This is a genomic window from Ruegeria sp. AH7 (genome assembly GCF_056541325.1).
This window is the reverse complement of record NZ_JBQFYF010000001.1, coordinates 626,363-643,438: the sequence shown is the minus strand read 5'-3', so window position 1 is coordinate 643,438 and position 17,076 is coordinate 626,363. Positions and strand designations below refer to the sequence as shown.

General features: G+C 57.9%; 15 protein-coding genes. 7 read left to right on the top strand and 8 right to left on the bottom strand.

Annotated features, from left to right (window positions below; genetic code table 11):
* Positions 1 to 8 precede the first annotated feature (8 nt).
* From ACR0JX_RS03255 to ACR0JX_RS03245, 3 genes are all read right to left on the bottom strand, one after another.
* Entirely contained in the window at positions 9 to 935 is a 927-nt protein-coding gene (locus tag ACR0JX_RS03255; RefSeq protein ID WP_480541344.1) for a methylenetetrahydrofolate reductase, read from the bottom strand.
* A 26-nt stretch (positions 936 to 961) separates the two neighbouring features.
* Complete coding sequence (locus ACR0JX_RS03250) at positions 962 to 1,258, bottom strand: virulence factor (protein ID WP_170533008.1); 297 nt, start codon at positions 1,256 to 1,258, stop codon at positions 962 to 964.
* A gap of 247 nt (positions 1,259 to 1,505) precedes the next feature.
* The gene (locus ACR0JX_RS03245; RefSeq protein ID WP_480541342.1) at positions 1,506 to 3,392 is read right to left on the bottom strand and encodes a PhoX family protein; all 1,887 of its coding nucleotides are present in this window, start codon (positions 3,390 to 3,392) and stop codon (positions 1,506 to 1,508) included.
* Between the two features lie 180 nt (positions 3,393 to 3,572).
* Here ACR0JX_RS03245 and ACR0JX_RS03240 point away from each other — a divergent pair, with 180 nt between their 5' ends.
* Both ACR0JX_RS03240 and ACR0JX_RS03235 read left to right on the top strand, forming a co-directional pair.
* Positions 3,573 to 4,685, top strand: a complete 1,113-nt coding sequence (locus tag ACR0JX_RS03240) for a Ppx/GppA phosphatase family protein (protein ID WP_480541340.1) — start codon at positions 3,573 to 3,575, stop codon at positions 4,683 to 4,685.
* Positions 4,685 to 5,401 carry an RlmE family RNA methyltransferase gene (locus ACR0JX_RS03235; protein WP_480541338.1) on the top strand — a complete coding sequence of 239 codons (717 nt, stop codon included), beginning with the start codon at positions 4,685 to 4,687 and terminating at the stop codon, positions 5,399 to 5,401. Before ACR0JX_RS03240 ends, ACR0JX_RS03235 begins: the two co-directional genes overlap by 1 nt.
* Positions 5,402 to 5,403: 2 nt before the next feature.
* Here the strand turns inward: ACR0JX_RS03235 and ACR0JX_RS03230 are convergent, their stop codons facing one another.
* A complete protein-coding gene (locus tag ACR0JX_RS03230) occupies positions 5,404 to 5,592 on the bottom strand; it encodes a hypothetical protein (protein WP_480541336.1) in 189 nt (62 codons plus the stop codon).
* Between the two features lie 108 nt (positions 5,593 to 5,700).
* Positions 5,701 to 6,567 (bottom strand): YihY/virulence factor BrkB family protein, encoded by an 867-nt coding sequence (locus ACR0JX_RS03225; protein WP_480541334.1) that lies wholly within the window; start codon positions 6,565 to 6,567, stop codon positions 5,701 to 5,703.
* A gap of 144 nt (positions 6,568 to 6,711) precedes the next feature.
* On the opposite strand from ACR0JX_RS03225, the gene ACR0JX_RS03220 reads away from it, so the two are divergent.
* Together ACR0JX_RS03220 and cls are read left to right on the top strand one after the other, a co-directional pair.
* Positions 6,712 to 7,782 (top strand): AI-2E family transporter, encoded by a 1,071-nt coding sequence (locus tag ACR0JX_RS03220; RefSeq protein WP_480541333.1) that lies wholly within the window; start codon positions 6,712 to 6,714, stop codon positions 7,780 to 7,782.
* A 67-nt stretch (positions 7,783 to 7,849) separates the two neighbouring features.
* Positions 7,850 to 9,262 carry a cardiolipin synthase gene (gene cls, locus ACR0JX_RS03215; protein WP_480541331.1) on the top strand — a complete coding sequence of 471 codons (1,413 nt, stop codon included), beginning with the start codon at positions 7,850 to 7,852 and terminating at the stop codon, positions 9,260 to 9,262.
* On the opposite strand, the gene ACR0JX_RS03210 is transcribed toward cls, so the two are convergent.
* Positions 9,252 to 9,707 carry a potassium channel family protein gene (locus ACR0JX_RS03210; RefSeq protein WP_480541330.1) on the bottom strand — a complete coding sequence of 152 codons (456 nt, stop codon included), beginning with the start codon at positions 9,705 to 9,707 and terminating at the stop codon, positions 9,252 to 9,254. The genes cls and ACR0JX_RS03210 overlap by 11 nt on opposite strands.
* Positions 9,708 to 9,881: 174 nt before the next feature.
* Here ACR0JX_RS03210 and ACR0JX_RS03205 point away from each other — a divergent pair, with 174 nt between their 5' ends.
* Genes ACR0JX_RS03205 through ACR0JX_RS03195 form a run of 3 tightly spaced genes read left to right on the top strand, consistent with a single transcriptional unit; the run spans position 9,882 to position 13,970 of the window.
* Complete coding sequence (locus ACR0JX_RS03205) at positions 9,882 to 10,529, top strand: ABC transporter ATP-binding protein (protein ID WP_480541328.1); 648 nt, start codon at positions 9,882 to 9,884, stop codon at positions 10,527 to 10,529.
* Entirely contained in the window at positions 10,526 to 12,940 is a 2,415-nt protein-coding gene (locus ACR0JX_RS03200) for an FtsX-like permease family protein (protein WP_480541326.1), read from the top strand. Before ACR0JX_RS03205 ends, ACR0JX_RS03200 begins: the two co-directional genes overlap by 4 nt.
* The gene (locus tag ACR0JX_RS03195; RefSeq protein WP_480541324.1) at positions 12,930 to 13,970 is read left to right on the top strand and encodes a lipocalin-like domain-containing protein; all 1,041 of its coding nucleotides are present in this window, start codon (positions 12,930 to 12,932) and stop codon (positions 13,968 to 13,970) included. Before ACR0JX_RS03200 ends, ACR0JX_RS03195 begins: the two co-directional genes overlap by 11 nt.
* Here ACR0JX_RS03195 and ACR0JX_RS03190 read toward each other — a convergent pair whose 3' ends face one another.
* Together ACR0JX_RS03190 and ACR0JX_RS03185 are read right to left on the bottom strand one after the other, a co-directional pair.
* Positions 13,971 to 14,402: a universal stress protein gene (locus ACR0JX_RS03190; RefSeq protein WP_170532978.1), complete on the bottom strand. Its 432-nt coding sequence runs from the start codon at positions 14,400 to 14,402 to the stop codon at positions 13,971 to 13,973. It lies immediately after the preceding gene.
* Positions 14,399 to 17,011, bottom strand: coding sequence for a TRAP transporter permease (locus ACR0JX_RS03185; protein WP_480541322.1), 2,613 nt, complete (start codon positions 17,009 to 17,011; stop codon positions 14,399 to 14,401). The genes ACR0JX_RS03190 and ACR0JX_RS03185 overlap by 4 nt, the downstream gene beginning before the upstream one ends.
* Positions 17,012 to 17,076: the final 65 nt, after the last annotated feature.

Below are 17,076 nucleotides of genomic sequence, written 5' to 3'. Positions count from 1 at the left end.
TCCGTTCCTTAGGAATTTGCGGGCTTTGCCGAAGCGCCGCCGTTATTGATCGCCCAGTTGGCGTTGGTCTTGATCCCGCCCAGCGGGAAGAAGTGGACGTTGGTGATGTTGAAATCCGGGTTGGCCGCTTTGTGGTTGGCCAGTTCGGTGACAACATCAGTCGGCTCATAAGGCAGCAACAGCTTGGACACGTCCATGGCGCGTTTCTGCAGAACTTTCAGCGACGGGCCAACGCCACAAGCGATAGCAAACTTGATCAGCGTCTGAAGCTTGGCCGGGCCGGCGATGCCGATATGGACCGGGATGTCGATCCCCGCTTCTTTCAGGCTGTCGGCCCATGCGATGATCGGTTTGGCGTCAAAGGCAAACTGGGTGGCCAGGGCCATTTTGGCGTCGGTGGTTTCCGAGAATTTCTGTTTCCAACGCAGCGCATCATCGACATTCTTGGTCGAACCGTCTGGGTCGATGTCCTTGTTGCCCTCGGGGTGACCAGCGACATGCAGACGTTTGAAACCCGCCTTGTCGAATAGGCCACTTTCCAGCAACTGCATCGAGCTTTCGAAATCCCCATGTGGCTTAGCAACACCACCGGCCAGCAGCAGCGCCTGCTCAACACCGGCTTCACCCTGATACATCGAGATCCAGTTCTCAAGCGTCGCCGCGTCCTTGATGATCCGCGCCGGGAAGTGTGGCATCACCGGATAGCCATCATCAGCGAGGCGCTTGGCGGTCTTGACCATATCTTCGATGGGTGTGCCCTCGATATGCGCGATGTAGACGCGGGTGCCTTCGGGCAACAACGCGCGGAAATCTTCAACCTTTTCGGCGGTGCGGGGCATCACCTCGATCGAATAGCCCTGCAAAAAGGCTTCGACGGTCGGATTAACCGGCCCGTTTTCGACCGCATCACGTTTCTTGAAGTTCAGCAAAGCCATTGCGGCCTCCCATAGCTGTCTCGGGCTCATGCCCAACCGTCATTGGCGATCAGCGCTTTGATGCGGTCCTGATCGTATTCCGTTTCCAGACGCACGGCCTGTGCCTCCGCAATCTCGGACGGGTCGCCCTCAACTGCAAAAGGCGCGGCTTTGCGCCATTCCGCAAGGTAGGCATCACTGTCCTTGGCATTCACCTTCATAGCGGCGCGGTCGATGGCTTGTTCAAACCGTTCTTCCAATTGCCGCTTGGCGCCGCGACGGCCTTTGCCGACGATGACCTGAGCGGGAATGTCGCGCCAGTAAACGATGGTGACGTCAGGCATTGCTGTGATTCCTCCTAACCCGATGGGGCGGTTCTAAACATCTATATGGGCCTGGGTCGGTCGGTTTTCGACACAAGTGGTATTTCAAGCGACTTTTTGGCCTACGGTTGTGTACCGGCGCTTGTAGCTGAGTTCCCAGCCAATCCGCATATCAAAATTCTCATTGTCACTATGAAACTACTGCATGAAACAGAAAAACCCCGGACGAAGCTATGCGTCCGGGGTCGTCGTTCAAAGATCAGCGATGTTAGCCGACCAGACCACCGTCTTCGCGGGTCACCGCGATGATTGCAGAGCGTGGAACCGCGTCACCGCCTTCGGGCCAGTGGCTGTTGCCGTCCTCACCCGGGTGCTGGACGCCCACGAACATGGTGCGGCGATCAGGCGACCAGCTGATACCCGTGATCTCACACTCGTTCGGGCCAACCATGAAGCGGCGGATTTCGCCGGTGACCGGATCGCCGGCCAGCATCTGGTTGTTACCCTGTCCGGCGAAATCGCCTTCGTTGCCATAGTTGCCGTCGGTCTGGATCCACAGCAGACCATTGCTGTCGAACTTCAACCCGTCGGGCGAGTTGAACATGTTATCCGCATTGACGTTGTCCGAGCCGCCATAGGCGTCTTGATGCACAGTCGGGTTACCGGCCAGAACATAGAGGTCCCATCCAAAACCTGCCGCGGTATGATCGCCACCATTCGGGGTCCAGCGCACGATTTGGCCATAGTTGTTTGCCTCACGCGGGTTTGGTCCGTTGACCGATGTGTCATCTCCACCGGCATTCGGCTTGACGCCCCGGTTCTTGTTGTTGGTCAGACAGCAATAAACCTCGGGCGAGTTGGGGTTTGCGGCAACCCATTCCGGACGGTCCATCGTAGTCGCGCCAACCGCTGAACCGGCTTGACGTGTGTGGATGCTGATTTCAGCCTGCGAGGCCAAACCCGTGGTTTCTGGCGTTAATTCCAGCCACTCACCCGTGCCGTCGTCGTTGAACTTCGCAACGGACAAAGTGCCATTTTCCAGCAGCGCATTGGTGTCAACGCCTGCCGCATAAACGCCGTCCGATACAAAGCGATACAGGAACTCGCCCCGTTCATCATCGCCCATGTAAACGACGACGCGACCATCGTTGTTTACAACCGCTTCAGCGTTCTCATGCTTGAAACGACCCAGCGCGGTCAGCTTGCGTGGGGTCGAATTTGGATCGGTCGGGTCAATCTCCACCACATAACCTGCGCGGTTCGGCTCATTGGGGTTTTTCGAGACGTCAAAACGGTCATCGATCTTGGCCCAGCCATAGCCCCAATCCTTGGACGAGACGCCGTAGCGCTTCAGTTCAGGGCTGACCTCGTGGTTCTCATCAGCTGCCGAGAAGTAGCCGTTGAAGTTTTCTTCACAGGCCAGATAGGTGCCCCAGGGCGTCATGCCGTTGCCGCAGTTGTTCCAGGTGCCCTTCGAGGTGGTCCCTGTTGCATCAGCTGCTGTTTTTAGCAGATCGTGCCCAGCCGCCGGGCCGGTCAAGGCCATATCGGTCTGCGGCGTAATACGACGGTTGTAAGGGCTGTCCTTGACAATCGCCCATGTGCCATCGGTGTTGGCGATCTCGACCACGGTGACACCATGGGCCATCATGCCCTTGGCAACATCATCGTCCGAGGCCGCCTTGGCATCGGGGTTATTGCCCCAAAGGATGTCACGGTTGGTGTATTCGTTGTTCACAACCAGCAGCACATGACCATCATGCAGGAACACATCCTGACCGTCGGTATTGTCGCCGAATGCACGTTCCTGACTTGCAGCGGTACCGCGCGTTGCATGGTCGAATTCGGGCGCATCGGACCAGAGCGGGTCACCCCAACGCACCATAACCTCGGCTTTGTAGCCCGCGGGCACAACTACGTCATCTGCGGTGGAAACCGGAATTGCGTCAAACGCGAAACGATCCATAGCCGCACGTGCACCCGAGGGGACAAACGAGCCCGCGACAGCCGTAAAGCTGCCCATCGCCAGAACACCGCCCAAAAAACCGCGTCGCGACAAGGCGCGTTCAACCACACGGTCAAATTCACATTCCTCGGGGCGGGGATTTACAACCTCATCATATTCATCAAAAGAAAGGGTGTGCTCGTCTTTCATGGCAATCTCCATATCTGGCTGAAAGCTGGTAGAGAATCCCGTATCGGGGCTCGGCCACGGGATCGCACCCCAGTATGAACGCGGTGTGACACTCACGTTAAATTCAAAATTGAAATCACTTGCGCGTCGGCGATCCCCCGCCTAGGGTCAAACTAACTCGAAAATCGGAGGGCGTGACGAATGGCGCCCAAGCGTCCCAAAGGTGCGGGCGCGTTCCCGAAGGCGGTCGAAAGCCCCGCGCCGGCAAGACCCGATCCAGATGCGCTCTATGCGGCGTTGGATCTGGGGACAAATAGTTGCCGCATGTTGATCGCCCAGCCCAAGGGCAGCGGGTTCCATGTGGTCGACAGCTTCTCCAAATCCGTGCAATTGGGCGCGGGTCTGGAACGGACGGGGCGACTGTCTCGGGCCTCGATGTCGCGCACGGTTCAGGCCCTGCGCATCTGCCAGCAAAAGCTGAAACGCAACAAGGTCAAACGGATGCGTTTGGTCGCGACCGAAGCGTGCCGCCGCGCCAAGAACGCGCGCGACTTCATCCGTCAGGTGAAGCGCGAAACCGGCCTGACGCTGGAGATCATCCAGCCCGAGGAAGAGGCACGGCTGGCCGTTATCTCTTGTGCGCCTTTGGTCTCCACCAAGACCGAACAATTGCTGGTCGTTGATATCGGCGGCGGTTCGACCGAACTGGTTTGGATCGACATATCTTCGATTCCCCGCCGCGATCGCCCGGCCGCGATCATGCGGCTTCACAATGGCTTTCACACAGCTGACAGCCCCTTCCCCGCCGCAAAGGTCGTGGATTGGATCAGCGTGCCCCTTGGTGTCGCCACCCTGCGCGATCAGTTCCACGACGTCGAAGACGACTCGGCTCGTTTCGCCCTGATGAGTTGGTTTTTCGAAGAAAATCTGGCCGACTTCGCCCCCTACAAGGACGAACAAACCCGCGAAGGATTCCAGATCGTCGGCACCAGCGGCACGGTCACAACCGTTGCCGCGTCGCATCTGGGGCTGAAGCGCTATGACCGAACCAAAGTGGACGGTCTGCGCATGACCAGCGATCAGATTGACAAAGTCATCCGCGGGTATTTAGAACTCGGCCCTCACGGGCGCCGCCGCGACCCCCGGATTGGGGATGACCGGCAGGCCCTGATCATGTCCGGCTCGGCCATTTTGCAGGCCCTTTTGCGTTGCTGGCCCACCGACCGCTTGTCTGTAGCGGACCGGGGGCTGCGCGAAGGTCTGCTTTATGCACAGATGAGTGCGGACGGCGTATTGGAAGACGGACCGTTCTGATGGCAAAGACACCGAGTGGAAAAAACACCTCAGGCCGCGGACAGCGCGACCTGAAGGTAAAGGTAAAGACGGCGCGTGGGCGTAAGCTAAGCTCAACACGTTGGCTCGAGCGGCAGCTGAACGACCCCTATGTCAAACGCGCAAATGCCGAAGGGTATCGCGGGCGCGCGGCGTTCAAGATATTGGAACTAGACGAGAAATTCCGATTCCTCGTACCCGGTGCGCGCGTCGTGGATCTGGGTTGCGCCCCCGGTGGCTGGCTGCAGGTTGCGGTCAAGCGGGTGAATGCGCTGGGCGAGAAGAGCGGCAAGCGCATTGGCACTGTACTGGGCATTGATCTTCAAGAGGTCGAACCGGTTGCTGGTGCGACGGCTCATGTACTGGATTTCATGGAAGATGACGCCGATCAAAAGGTCAAAGACTGGCTGGGCGGCAAGGCCGATGTGGTGATGTCGGACATGGCCGCCGCGTCGTCAGGCCACAAACAGACCGACCATTTGCGGATTATGGCCCTGTGCGAAACGGCTGCGTATTTTGCCTTTGACGTGTTGGAAGTAGGTGGCACGTTCGTCGCCAAGGTTCTGGCCGGAGGCGCCGAGGGAGATTTGCAAAAGCTGTTGAAACAGAAGTTCGAGAAGGTCGCCAACGTCAAACCGCCCGCATCCCGGTCGGACAGTTCCGAGAAATTCGTTGTGGCGACAGGGTTTCGCGGCTGAAGTTAATCTTCTGTCGTCAACTGCACTGCAAGCGGATGCTCCTGAAAAGACGCGGCTGCAAGGTTCTGCATCTCAACAACCTCTGAATGGTTCAGATAAACCGGCTTACGATCCCGCAACTGCGCGATACGCTGCTCCAATGACCCCTTCACGTCCCCTACACAGGGATGTTTCTGCATCGTTTCTGACATACGCCACCTGCAAACAAACCTGAGGCTGATGCCCCTAAGGCTGTCTACAAGTGAATTTTGCCGGGATCATGGCCCAATACTGGCAAGCGCGTGCCGATCCATCGGCACCTAGGCCTGCACGCCCGTATCGTCTTTTGATAGATCAATCAGCGCGCTGTTGTATTCGGCCCCCAAAATCACAATCGCAGCGCAAAGGTACAGGAAGATCAGCGCGGCCATGGCCCCGGCCAAACCGGCGTAAGTGGCGCTGTAGCTGGCGAATTGACCGACATAGATCGAAAAACCCCATCCCCCGGCCCCCAATAGCGCAAGTGTTAGAAACACGCCCGGCATGATCTGCATCAGACTGTGACGTCGCGTGGGCAGAACAAGATGCGCCATCAGAATCGTCACTACAGGCACGGCCACTGCAAAGGTCCACCGCAGGCGATCCGCCGACAACCAAGTCGCGACATCTAAGTCTGTGTGCTCGGAAACCAGCGCCGTGTAGACGGGCAAACCCACCTCGACCGCTGCGACGATCAGGATGGCTGCACCGCCCAGAATGACCAAAGCGATACACAGCAAACGCGTTTTCCAGAAGGGCCAGCTGTCATGGTCGTGGTAGGCGTGATTCATAGCTGTCCGCACCGCTGCAACCCCGTTTGAGGCAAAGTAGACAGCTAGCAAACCGCCAAGCGTAATTGCCCCGGACCCGGATCCATCCAACACAGCCCGCAGCTCGGCCACGATGGGTCCGGCCACATCCTGCGGCCATGCACCAAAGATCAGATCGACCAGTTCATCCGTCACATAGCCCTGCGAAAGTGCCCCTGCCAGCGCGACGGTGAACAGTACAAAGGGAAACAGCGCCATCATCATCGACATGGCGACATGGCTGCTCATGACAAAGCCGTTCTTGGCATTGAACCGCCGCACCGCCAGAAACAGCGCCTTGACCGGACGGGCAGAGAACAGAATCGATGCACCAGACATGGTGCAACCCTAGCCCGCCGACGGCCAACGTAGAAGTCGCTCGATCACAAATCTGGAATTATAAACAGCTGACAGCATTGCATAAACCTATCGGGCTGTGCAGGATCGTGGCACGCGTGCGCCCTGCCCCAAGTCAGGTTCTTTATGACATCCGATCCAAACACACCCACAACGCGCCGCCGCCTCAGCCTGTCTGCGGTGCGCGACAGCTGTATTGTTGCAGCTTTGGTGGTGCTGGGGCTTTATGCGGGTGCGACCTTTCTGATCCCATTGACGCTTGCCCTGCTAGTTAATGTTCTGATCATCGCGCTCAGCGACCGAGTCATCGCCCTGACCCGATCACCGGTATGGCTGGCAAACCTGGCCGGAGTGACAGTTGTGTTGGCCGGTTTGTTTACCATAATGTACATATTGGGCAGCCAGGCGACCCAATTCGCACGCGGCATCACCACCTACGAGGCCCAGTTCGACAGCGCAATCAACCGTATCGCGGGGTTGGTGGGCAGCGATGTGACAACGTTTATTCGGGACAACCTTGTCAGTATCGACATGTCCTATCTGGCGCGGCTGTTGCTGGGCAGCGCAACATCGCTGTTGAACCAGTTCTTTCTGATCAGCCTTTATGTTTCGTTCCTGATGGTCGAACGCCTGGCCTTTCGCAAAAAGATCCAGCTGGCTGCAGGAAGCCCGGAAACCGGGAAAGAGCTGTCGGCAATGCTCGATGCAATCTCGTTCAGCCTACAGCGGTATGTCGGAGTCAAAACCCTGATCAGCCTGATCACGGCGGGTATCAGCTATAGTGTCTTCCGCATGCTTGGCCTGGAATATGCCGAGACATGGGCAGTTCTGACCTTTGCCTTGAATTTCATCCCTTCGATTGGGTCGATCATTGCCGTGGTGTTTCCGGCCATGATCGCTTTGGTTCAGTTTGAAAGCATCGGCCCGTTTCTGGTGGTGGTTCTGGGCTGCGGCACGATCCAGTTCCTGATCGGTAATTTCCTGGACCCTGCGATGCTGGGCCGATCGCTCAACATGTCCACATTCCTAGTCATTCTGGCGCTGACTTTCTGGACGACGGTATGGGGTTTGATCGGAGCCTTTCTGAGTGTGCCTCTTACGGTCTGCATCTTGATCGTTTTCAGTCATATTCCGGCGCTGCGCCCAGTCGCAATCTTGATGTCTTTGGATGGGCGATTAGGGGACGACTCCAGATGAAGAAGAACGCAGTATCGTTCGCCTATCGCCCCTAAAGCAAAGCAAAAAGACGGAGCCCTGAAAACAAATGTGGACAGTGTTGGTATCTGCGGCCGTCTTTGCACTTTATGTTACAGCCGCTATCTTCTCGCTCAGGGCAGCGCAGACAGCTCGCACACCGCAAGGTGCGGTTGGCTGGGTGGTCTTTCTAATTGCCGCCCCTTTCTTTGCCGTACCGATGTATCTGTTTCTGGGCCACCACCGTTTTCACGGCTATCGTATCGCCCGGCAAGAAAGTGAGCGCGTGGTCGAAGGGATCAAAACATTCGCCGATCACTCCAAGCCAGATCCTGAGAAAATGTCGATCAATCCCCGGCCGTTCGAATTTCTGGCCCATCTACCCGTTTCGCGCGGCAATGGGGCGGAGCTATTGATCGATGGCGATGCCACATTCGATGCGATTTTCGAAGCCATTGATGCAGCAAAGAACTACATCCTGATCCAATTCTACATCGTGCGCGCCGATGAATTGGGATTGAAGCTGCAGGAACGGCTCATCGCGGCCTCAAACCGCGGGGTGCATGTGCGGTTCATGACCGACGCGGTGGGCAGCTATGGCTTGCCGTCCGACTTTCTGGAAACCATGCAGAACGCCGGGATTGATGTCGCCGACCCGAAGGAACAGCGCGGCCCGAATTTTCGCTTTCAGTTGAACTACCGCAACCATCGGAAAACAGTGGTGATCGACGGAGAGACCGGCTTTATCGGCGGACACAATGTTGGTGTAGAGTATCTCGGTCAGGGCGAAACGTTCGGCCTCTGGCGTGACACTCATGTAAAGATCACCGGCCATATCGTTCGCCAGCTACAGTTGATTTTCACCGAAGACTGGCACTGGGCCCGTGGTGAGGACCTGATCGATGATCTGGACTGGGCTGGCAGCGAATCTGATCAGGACATGAACGCGCTACTCGTCGCAACCGGGCCCGGCGATGATACCGAAACCGGCGCTATGATGTTCTTTTCGGCCATAGCCGAGGCAAAAGAGAGGTTCTGGATCGCCTCGCCCTATTTTGTGCCCGATATCGACGTCATGACCGCGCTTCAACATGCGGCGATGCGTGGAGTGGATGTGCGTATCCTTGTGCCCGAGGTGATCGATCACCGCCTGCCCTGGCTGGCCGCCTTTGCCTATTTTGATGAGGTTCGAAACTGTGGTGCGCGGGTGTTTCGATACACCGATGGTTTCATGCATCAAAAGGTGTTTGTGGTCGATGATACTCTGGCTGCGATCGGGACAACTAATCTGGACAACCGATCATTCCGGCTGAATTTTGAAGCAATGGCGTTGTTTTTTAATGCTGAGGCCGCACAGGCGGTGGAACGGATGCTTCTGGCTGATTTCGATAAAAGCTATGAACTGACGCGATCCTTGTTCCAGCAACCGGTCTATATTCGATTTGGTGCGCCCCTGGCCCGTTTGTTTGCGCCTATTCTTTAGGGGGTTGGCCCAAGGAAAAGAACCGTTCCTGAAACACCCGGGACATCAGCGCAACCATATAGGCCGTTGAAAGTCCAAAGGCCAAAAGCCCGGTAACCGACGCAAAAGATCCAAAAATCCTTAGCGCCTCACCCAAAACGATATCGCCATAGCCCAGCGTGGTGAACGTCACCAACGAGAAATACAGAGCCGTATTCCAATCCGGCAGCACCTCAAGCAAAACCCAAACGATCGCCCATATCCACACCTGAATTGTGTGTGTCAAAACGATAAACGCCAATGCGACGGCAATCGGGGCGGCAGTGGCCAGAAACAGCCCATGTTTTGACCATTTCGGCTCCATTTTGATTACAAAGATCGTGCACCAGGCCAGAAAGAATATCTCGACCACAAAGCAGAGCCCCAGAAAGGCACTGCCCCAAACAATCTGGTGCAGCAAGCTCATGTTTTTCCACCCTGTTCCGCGATGATCCCTTGAGTATTAGAATGGACTCTGCGGCGGAAAGGCACAAGACCGGCGTGCCCTCAATGTACCTGCGGCGAAACGCATCGGAGGGCGTTCGGCACTGGACATGGGTGAGTTCCGTTGCACATCCTGCATGAAAATGCGGGGCAGATCATGCTGTTGACGATCGACAAGGTGCAGAAATCCTATCCCGGTGGGCGGCCTGTCCTGCGTGATGTATCGCTGACCCTGGATCAGGGGCAGACACTGGCCCTGACCGGTGAAAGTGGCAGCGGCAAATCCACCTTGCTGAACCTAGCCGCCGCTTTGGATAGCTTCGATGCGGGTGAGATCACACTGGATGGCATGGCCCTGTCAGCGCTGGATGATGCAGGCCGTGCAGGGTTACGCCGTACGCAGGTCTCCCTGGTGTTTCAGCAGTTTAACCTGATCCCGTCGCTCTCGGTGTCGCAAAACCTCTCCTTTCACGCCCGCCTGGCTGGCTGTCATGACCCGGCCTGGAGCACCCATCTGGCTGATCGACTGGGGTTGTCCGATTTGCTGGATCGTTTCCCCGAAAACCTCTCTGGCGGCCAGCAACAGCGCGTTGCCATTGGCCGCGCCATGGCTGCGCGGCCCAAACTGCTGCTGGCGGATGAGCCTACGGGTAGCCTGGACGAAACTGCCAGTGCCAATGTTCTGGACCTGATGCTGTCCCTGGTTGCCGATACCGGGGCCGCTTTGCTGTTGGTGACCCATTCGCAAAACATTGCCGCGCGACTTGACCGGCGCGTGCATCTGGCCGGTGGTCGCATCGAATGACCAAGGCCGTCATACAGGCGCTGCTATCACATTGGCGCGCGCATTGGCTGCAGCTGGCGACGCTGCTGATCGGCATCGCCTTGGCAACCGGTCTGTGGTCTGCTGTGCAAGCAATCAACGCCGAAGCACGCGCAAGCTATGCGCGGGCCAATGCACAACTGGCCTTGGGGCAGTTTGATGAACTGCGCGATCCAAGCGGCCCAATCCCTTTGTCCCGATATTCCAAGCTGCGCCGGGCGGGCTGGCAAGTCGCCGCCGTTCTGGAAGGTCCTTATCGCGCCCAAGGTCGCACCCTGCGGGTGATGGGCGTGGATATGGTGGCCTACCCGACCTTGCCTGCGGTGATGGAAACCGAGCAGAGCGCTGATCCACCAGACCCGGCCGATATCTTGACGGCTCCGGGCCGCTTGTTTGTTCATCCGGACCTTGCGCCACTATTGTCTTCGGTCGAAGGACTGCCGCCGATCATCCTCAGCACATCGTTGCCTGCCGATGTGATTTTGACCGATATAGGCGTCGCCGAAACCCTACTGGACCAACGCGGCAAGATTTCCCGGCTTGTGGTTTTGCCAAACCAACCCCGCGGACGCCCGCCCCTGTCGCAGATTGCACCTGAGCTACAGCAAATCAGCCCGGCCTCGCAGGTCGATACGGCGCAGCTGACGGATAGTTTTCACCTGAACCTGACCGCCTTCGGATTACTGTCATTCGCCGTCGGGTTATTCATTGTGAACGGTACCGTCGGGCTGGCCTTTGCCCAACGGCGCGGCATGATCCGAACCTTGCGTGCCTTGGGCGTTTCAATGAGGCGGCTGGTGTGGATGGTGCTGGTCGAACTGACGGCACTGGCCTGTATCGGCGGGGCTTTGGGCCTGATCCTGGGTTTCTTTCTCGCAGGCGCGTTGCTGCCGGACGTGGCCGCAACCTTGCGCGGGCTCTATGGTGCCCCTGTCACCGGACAGCTGAGCCTGCAGCCGAGCTGGGCGCTGGCCGGTATGGCCATGGCGCTTCTTGGCACCTTAGGGGCCAGTGGTCATGCACTGTGGCGTCTGTCACGTATGCCACTGCTCGAAGGGCCCGGCATTCAGGCCTGGAGCGGGAGCGGGCGATCACACAGCCTGACTGGGATTGTCGGAGTTTGCCTGATCGCCTGCGGATGCGCTCTCTATTTCGGCATGGGTGGTCTGCTTGGCGGCTTTGCACTGCTCGCTGGGCTGTTGACCGGTGCGGCACTGGTTTTGCCGTGGTTCCTGTCGCTTGTCCTGACGATCTTTGCCGAGAAAGCACGCGGGCCGGTGTCTCAATGGATTTGGGCAGATATGCGGGCGCAGCTGCCTGGTCTTTCCTTGGCACTGATGGCCCTGTTGCTGGCGCTGGCGGCCAATATCGGTGTCGGTACAATGGTCTCGAGCTTTCGGCTGACCTTTGTCGGTTGGCTGGATCAACGCCTGACTTCGGAACTGTATGTTACCGCCGAAGATGATCGGCAAGCGCTGGAAATTACGGATTGGCTTGCTCCTCAGGTCGATGCAATTCTACCCATCCGCAGTGTCGAATTGGCCCATGAAACCGGCCCGCTGTTCCTGTATGGCGTGGTCGATGACCCGGTCTACCGGGATCATTGGCCGTTGATCGCGCGATCTGATGGCGATTGGGATCGGGTGATGTCAGGACAAGCAATCCTCATTAACGAGCAACTGGCCCGGCGCGCGGACCTCTGGCCCGGAGACACTCTGGTGCTTTCGGCAACGGCCTCTCTGCCCATTGCAGGCGTCTATTCCGACTATGGCAATCCAACCGGACAGGCCATCGTGTCGATGTCCCGTCTGGACCAAATCGCGCCGGGGGCCGAAGCAAGACGGTTCGGCATTCGTATGAACCCAGATCAAGCTACCGAGATGGCACAATCCCTGCGTACGCAGTTCGATATGCCTCCGCGCAGCGTGGTTCAGCAGGCGGCGATGAAGGCGCAATCCCGGGCGATATTCGAGAAAACCTTTGTCGTGACCTCAGCCCTGAATATCCTGACCCTTGGGGTTGCCGGATTTGCCATTCTGACCAGCCTGCTCACCCTTTGGACGCAGCGCCTGCCCCATATCGCGCCGGTCTGGGCCTTGGGTCTGAACCGTGCGCAACTGGCCAGGCTCGAGCTGTTGCGCAGTGTCCTGCTGGCCGCATTGACCGCCTGCCTGGCTTTGCCCTTGGGGCTGGTTCTGGCTTGGGTCTTGCTGGCCGTCATCAATGTGCAGGCTTTCGGTTGGAGGCTGCCGATGTTCCTGTTTCCGTGGGACTGGCTGTATCTGTTCCTTCTGACACTACTGGCCGCTTTCGTTGCCGCAGCCCTGCCCGCTTTGCGATTGCTGCGCCTGCCCCCGGCCAGCCTGCTGAGAGTGTTTGCCAATGAACGTTAGAGCGTTTCTTCTATTCCTGCTGGTCTGGCTACCGACACCCTTATTAGCGCAGGGCTATGCCGGTCTGGGCGGATCGGCAGACGGGTTTGACGTGCCACAGCACGGGGTTTTGTTCGAGTTCCCGAGAGATCACGGACCGCATCCCAGCTACCGGATCGAGTGGTGGTATCTGACCGCCAATCTCAAAGGGGATGACGGGCGCGACTATGGCATCCAGTGGACCTTGTTTCGCTCGGCCCTCAAACCCTTTGAGACCGAGGGTTGGCAAAGCCCTCAGATATGGATGGGCCATGCCGCTGTCACCACGCCTGAACGACACTACTTTGCCGAACGCCTGTCACGCGGCGGCGTAGGTCAGGCAGGCGTCACGAGCGAACCCTTCGCCGCCTGGATCGACGAATGGCGCATGAGCGGTCCGGATTTCGACACGCTGTCCCTGACCGCAAACGGAGAGGATTTCGGGTACACCCTGTCCCTAAATGCCCAAGGCCCATTGGTGTTTCACGGCGAGGATGGTTATTCCGTCAAATCCGCCGATGGGCAAGCCAGCTACTATTATTCTCAACCCTTTTATGCGGTCGAAGGCACGTTGCACCTGCCTCAGGGCGATGTCACCGTCAGCGGTTCGGCGTGGCTGGATCGCGAATGGTCTTCGCAACCCTTGGCCGAAGATCAAAGCGGATGGGATTGGTTCTCGCTGAGTTTTGACGATGGCGACAAGCTGATGGCTTTTCGGCTACGCGGGGATCGCGGCGATTTTACGGCTGCCACTTGGATCAATGCGGATGGCAGCACCGAGGCACTGCCAAACGGCTCCGCCACCTTCACACCGCTTGAGGCCGCGCAAGTGGCCGGGCGAGATGTGCCAATCCGATGGCAGGTCAGCCTGCCGGATCGGGGGCTGGACGTCGATGTCGCTGTCCTAATCCCGGACGCCTGGATGGCAACACGATTTGAATATTGGGAAGGCCCGGTCATTGTCTCAGGCAGCCACGCGGGACGCGGCTATCTGGAAATGACCGGGTATTGATCAGCGCACCACGTAGACCGAGGCTGTGGCGTGACGTACAACGCGCGCAGCATTGGGGCCCAATAGATAGTCTTTGAAATCCGGTTTATGAGCACCGATCACGATCAGGTCGGAGCCGGCGCCCTCTGCTGTTTTCAGGATTTCCTGATAGGCCGTGCCAGTGGCCACCACGTGGCGCATAGCGGCGTTGCGTTCCGCACCAAGTACAGAGACGCAAAGGTTTGCCAGCTTGTCATGCGCCTCGGCCAGCGCCTTATCGTGGAAGTCGGGCTCGAAAAAACCCGATACCCAGCTTTCGCCGAAATCAGGAAGCACGGTCACAACATCAAGCTGCGCCCCGTCCAGATCCGCCAGCCTAGCGGCCTGTTTCAAAACCGGACTATCCAGATCGCCATTGCTGATATCGACAGCGCAAAGAACTGATTTGGTCATGCTGTCACCTCTTCTTGTCTGGCGGCCCGGCCGCGTTGCAGGAAGGCGATCAGAGCCAGCAGGATCATCGCCGGTATATAGACCAACTGCTTCGGGGGCTGGCTGGACGGCAAGCTGACCGAGGTCAGGCGTACCGGCTCATCCCCATAATAGTCGAAGATACCCAGATCATCGGCCACAGGCGTGCCAAACAGAGGCTCCTCAAGCTTGATCAGCCCATCTTCGGGGATCAGGATCAGCCCCATCGCCTCGACCCGCGCCGCGCCACCCTCTTCGTCGCCAACAGTGACAACAACGGTGGTGTCGGCCATTTCGAGCGTGTCGAAATCCGGGCCGGATATGACCAGTCGCACTTCAGAACCTGGCGGTGCTTGACCTATCGTTTCTTCAAACGCAGCGGGTTCAACCGACTGGAACGGAGGCGAGATGCGGTCCATGAAATAATCTGGCCGGAACAGCGCAAAGGCAACAAAGATCAGCGCGATGCTTTCGTAGATGCGGCTATGGGTCAGGAAATAGCCCATCGTGCCAGCCGTAAAGACCAGAATGGCGATGGTTGCAAATATAGCGACGATTATGCCTTCGACCCACGTCACGTCGATCAACAGCAGGTCGGTGTTGAAGATGAAAACGAAAGGCAGCGCTACGGTCCGCAAGCTGTAAAAGAACGCGGTGAAACCGGTCTTGATCGCATCACCGCCCGATACTGCAGCGGCCGCGAAGCTTGCCAAACCAACAGGCGGCGTCACGTCCGCCATGATCCCAAAGTAGAATACGAACAGGTGCACCGCGATCAACGGCACGATCAGCCCGCTTTGCGCACCCAGTTCAACAACCACTCCGGCCATCAGTGAACTAACGACGATATAATTCGCAGTGGTCGGCAGGCCCATCCCCAGGATCAAGCTGAGGATACCGACCATGATCAACATCAGGATCAGATTGCCGCCCGACAGGAACTCGACCAGATCGGCCATCACCTGGCCCACACCGGTCAGGGTCACGGTGCCCACGATCACGCCTGCGGTGGCCGTGGCCAGAGCAATCCCGATCATGTTGCGCGCCCCGTCGATCAGGCCTTGCCACAAATCAGCAACACCGTCGATGAAGCGGTTGTAGACCTCGCTCTCGCCCCGGAAGATCGCCTTGAGCGGCTTCTGCGTCAGTAGGATCACGAACAGCAGCGCCGTTGCCCAGAAGGCCGATAGACCCGGCGATTTCTGCTCGATCATCAGGAAGTAGACCAGCACGATGATCGGCAGCAGATAATGCAGACCAGCCTTGTAGATGTCGGCGATAACCGGCAGCTCGACCTCTTTGGCGTTTGGATCGTCCGGCTCAAGGTCAGGGACCTGCGCGGCCAGATACAGCAGAGCGACATAGACCGCACAGACGATCAGGCTCAGCACCATGCCAGCGGCCGTTGGCACCATGCTGGTGACCGCATCGACCGGGTATTGCGAGCCGTAGCATAGGCCCGCAAAGACGATGAAGAAGGACAGCATCCCAACCACGGTCCGCGCAAGGTGAACCTCACGGTTGCCCAGCGTCGGCATGTTCCGCTTCACGGCTTCCAGATGCACGATATAGACCAGCGCGATGTAAGAGATCGCAGCCGGCAGGAAGGCATGGGTGATGACCTCAACGTAGGAAATACCCACATACTCCACCATCAGGAAGGCCGCAGCCCCCATCACAGGCGGCATGATCTGGCCGTTCACAGACGAGGCAACCTCGACCGAGCCTGCCTGTTCACTGCTAAAGCCCACGCGCTTCATCAGCGGGATGGTGAATGTGCCTGTGGTGACAACGTTGGCGATGGACGAGCCAGAGATCAGACCGGTCGCCGCCGAACCCACAACAGCCGCCTTGGCCGGGCCGCCCCGCAGGTGGCCGAGGGCCCCGAAAGCCATCTTGATGAAGTAGTTTCCTGCCCCGGCCTTATCCAACAAAGCCCCGAACAGCACGAACAGGAACACAAATTTTGTTGAGACACCAAGCGCGATGCCGAACACGCCCTCGGACGTGATCCACATATGGCTCATCGCCTTTTTCAGGCTGGCCCCTTTCCAGCGGATAACTTCGGGCACCCATTCGGAAGATCCAAAGAATACGTAGGCGAGGAAAATCGTTGCAATGATTGCCATTGCCGGGCCAAGCGCGCGGCGCGCGGCCTCAAACAGCAACAGCAAGCCGCCCAGCGCAACCCATTTGTCAGTATCATCTGCAAGACCACCTGCATTGACGATCTTGTCATAGAAAAAATAGCCATACAGCGCGACAAACGCACCCAGCAGCCCCATGATCCAATCCTGTATGGGGATATAGTCGCGCGGGCTGGATTTCAGTGCCGGATAGGCTGCAAAGGCCAGAAACATCGCAAAGGCCAGATGAAACTGCCGTGAGTTGTTCACGATACTACCTGGCAGCACATAGTTCGCTATGGGCGAGGCCAAAACGACCTGAAAGATCGACCAGATCGCTGCCACAATGGCCAGGAAAATCCCGACATTGCCGACCGGATTACGTCCGCCCGCATCAGATGACGCCACAAGATCCTGAAGCTCTTCTTCGGATAGCGGACGATTGGATTGTGTGTCGGAACTCATGCAAATGTCTCCCCGTCGCGACCATTTTTGGCCTTCTGAAATACCCGCTTTGTGCGGGTTTGGGT

What these genes read in the sequence shown, in the direction of transcription:
- ACR0JX_RS03255 (WP_480541344.1), bottom strand. Translation starts at nt 935, where the DNA reads ATGGCTTTGCTGAACTTCAAGAAACGTGATGCGGTCGAAAACGGGCCG.
- ACR0JX_RS03250 (WP_170533008.1), bottom strand. Translation starts at nt 1,258, where the DNA reads ATGCCTGACGTCACCATCGTTTACTGGCGCGACATTCCCGCTCAGGTC.
- ACR0JX_RS03245 (WP_480541342.1), bottom strand. Translation starts at nt 3,392, where the DNA reads ATGAAAGACGAGCACACCCTTTCTTTTGATGAATATGATGAGGTTGTA.
- ACR0JX_RS03240 (WP_480541340.1), top strand. Translation starts at nt 3,573, where the DNA reads ATGGCGCCCAAGCGTCCCAAAGGTGCGGGCGCGTTCCCGAAGGCGGTC.
- ACR0JX_RS03235 (WP_480541338.1), top strand. Translation starts at nt 4,685, where the DNA reads ATGGCAAAGACACCGAGTGGAAAAAACACCTCAGGCCGCGGACAGCGC.
- ACR0JX_RS03230 (WP_480541336.1), bottom strand. Translation starts at nt 5,592, where the DNA reads ATGTCAGAAACGATGCAGAAACATCCCTGTGTAGGGGACGTGAAGGGG.
- ACR0JX_RS03225 (WP_480541334.1), bottom strand. Translation starts at nt 6,567, where the DNA reads ATGTCTGGTGCATCGATTCTGTTCTCTGCCCGTCCGGTCAAGGCGCTG.
- ACR0JX_RS03220 (WP_480541333.1), top strand. Translation starts at nt 6,712, where the DNA reads ATGACATCCGATCCAAACACACCCACAACGCGCCGCCGCCTCAGCCTG.
- cls (WP_480541331.1), top strand. Translation starts at nt 7,850, where the DNA reads ATGTGGACAGTGTTGGTATCTGCGGCCGTCTTTGCACTTTATGTTACA.
- ACR0JX_RS03210 (WP_480541330.1), bottom strand. Translation starts at nt 9,707, where the DNA reads ATGAGCTTGCTGCACCAGATTGTTTGGGGCAGTGCCTTTCTGGGGCTC.
- ACR0JX_RS03205 (WP_480541328.1), top strand. Translation starts at nt 9,882, where the DNA reads ATGCTGTTGACGATCGACAAGGTGCAGAAATCCTATCCCGGTGGGCGG.
- ACR0JX_RS03200 (WP_480541326.1), top strand. Translation starts at nt 10,526, where the DNA reads ATGACCAAGGCCGTCATACAGGCGCTGCTATCACATTGGCGCGCGCAT.
- ACR0JX_RS03195 (WP_480541324.1), top strand. Translation starts at nt 12,930, where the DNA reads ATGAACGTTAGAGCGTTTCTTCTATTCCTGCTGGTCTGGCTACCGACA.
- ACR0JX_RS03190 (WP_170532978.1), bottom strand. Translation starts at nt 14,402, where the DNA reads ATGACCAAATCAGTTCTTTGCGCTGTCGATATCAGCAATGGCGATCTG.
- ACR0JX_RS03185 (WP_480541322.1), bottom strand. Translation starts at nt 17,011, where the DNA reads ATGAGTTCCGACACACAATCCAATCGTCCGCTATCCGAAGAAGAGCTT.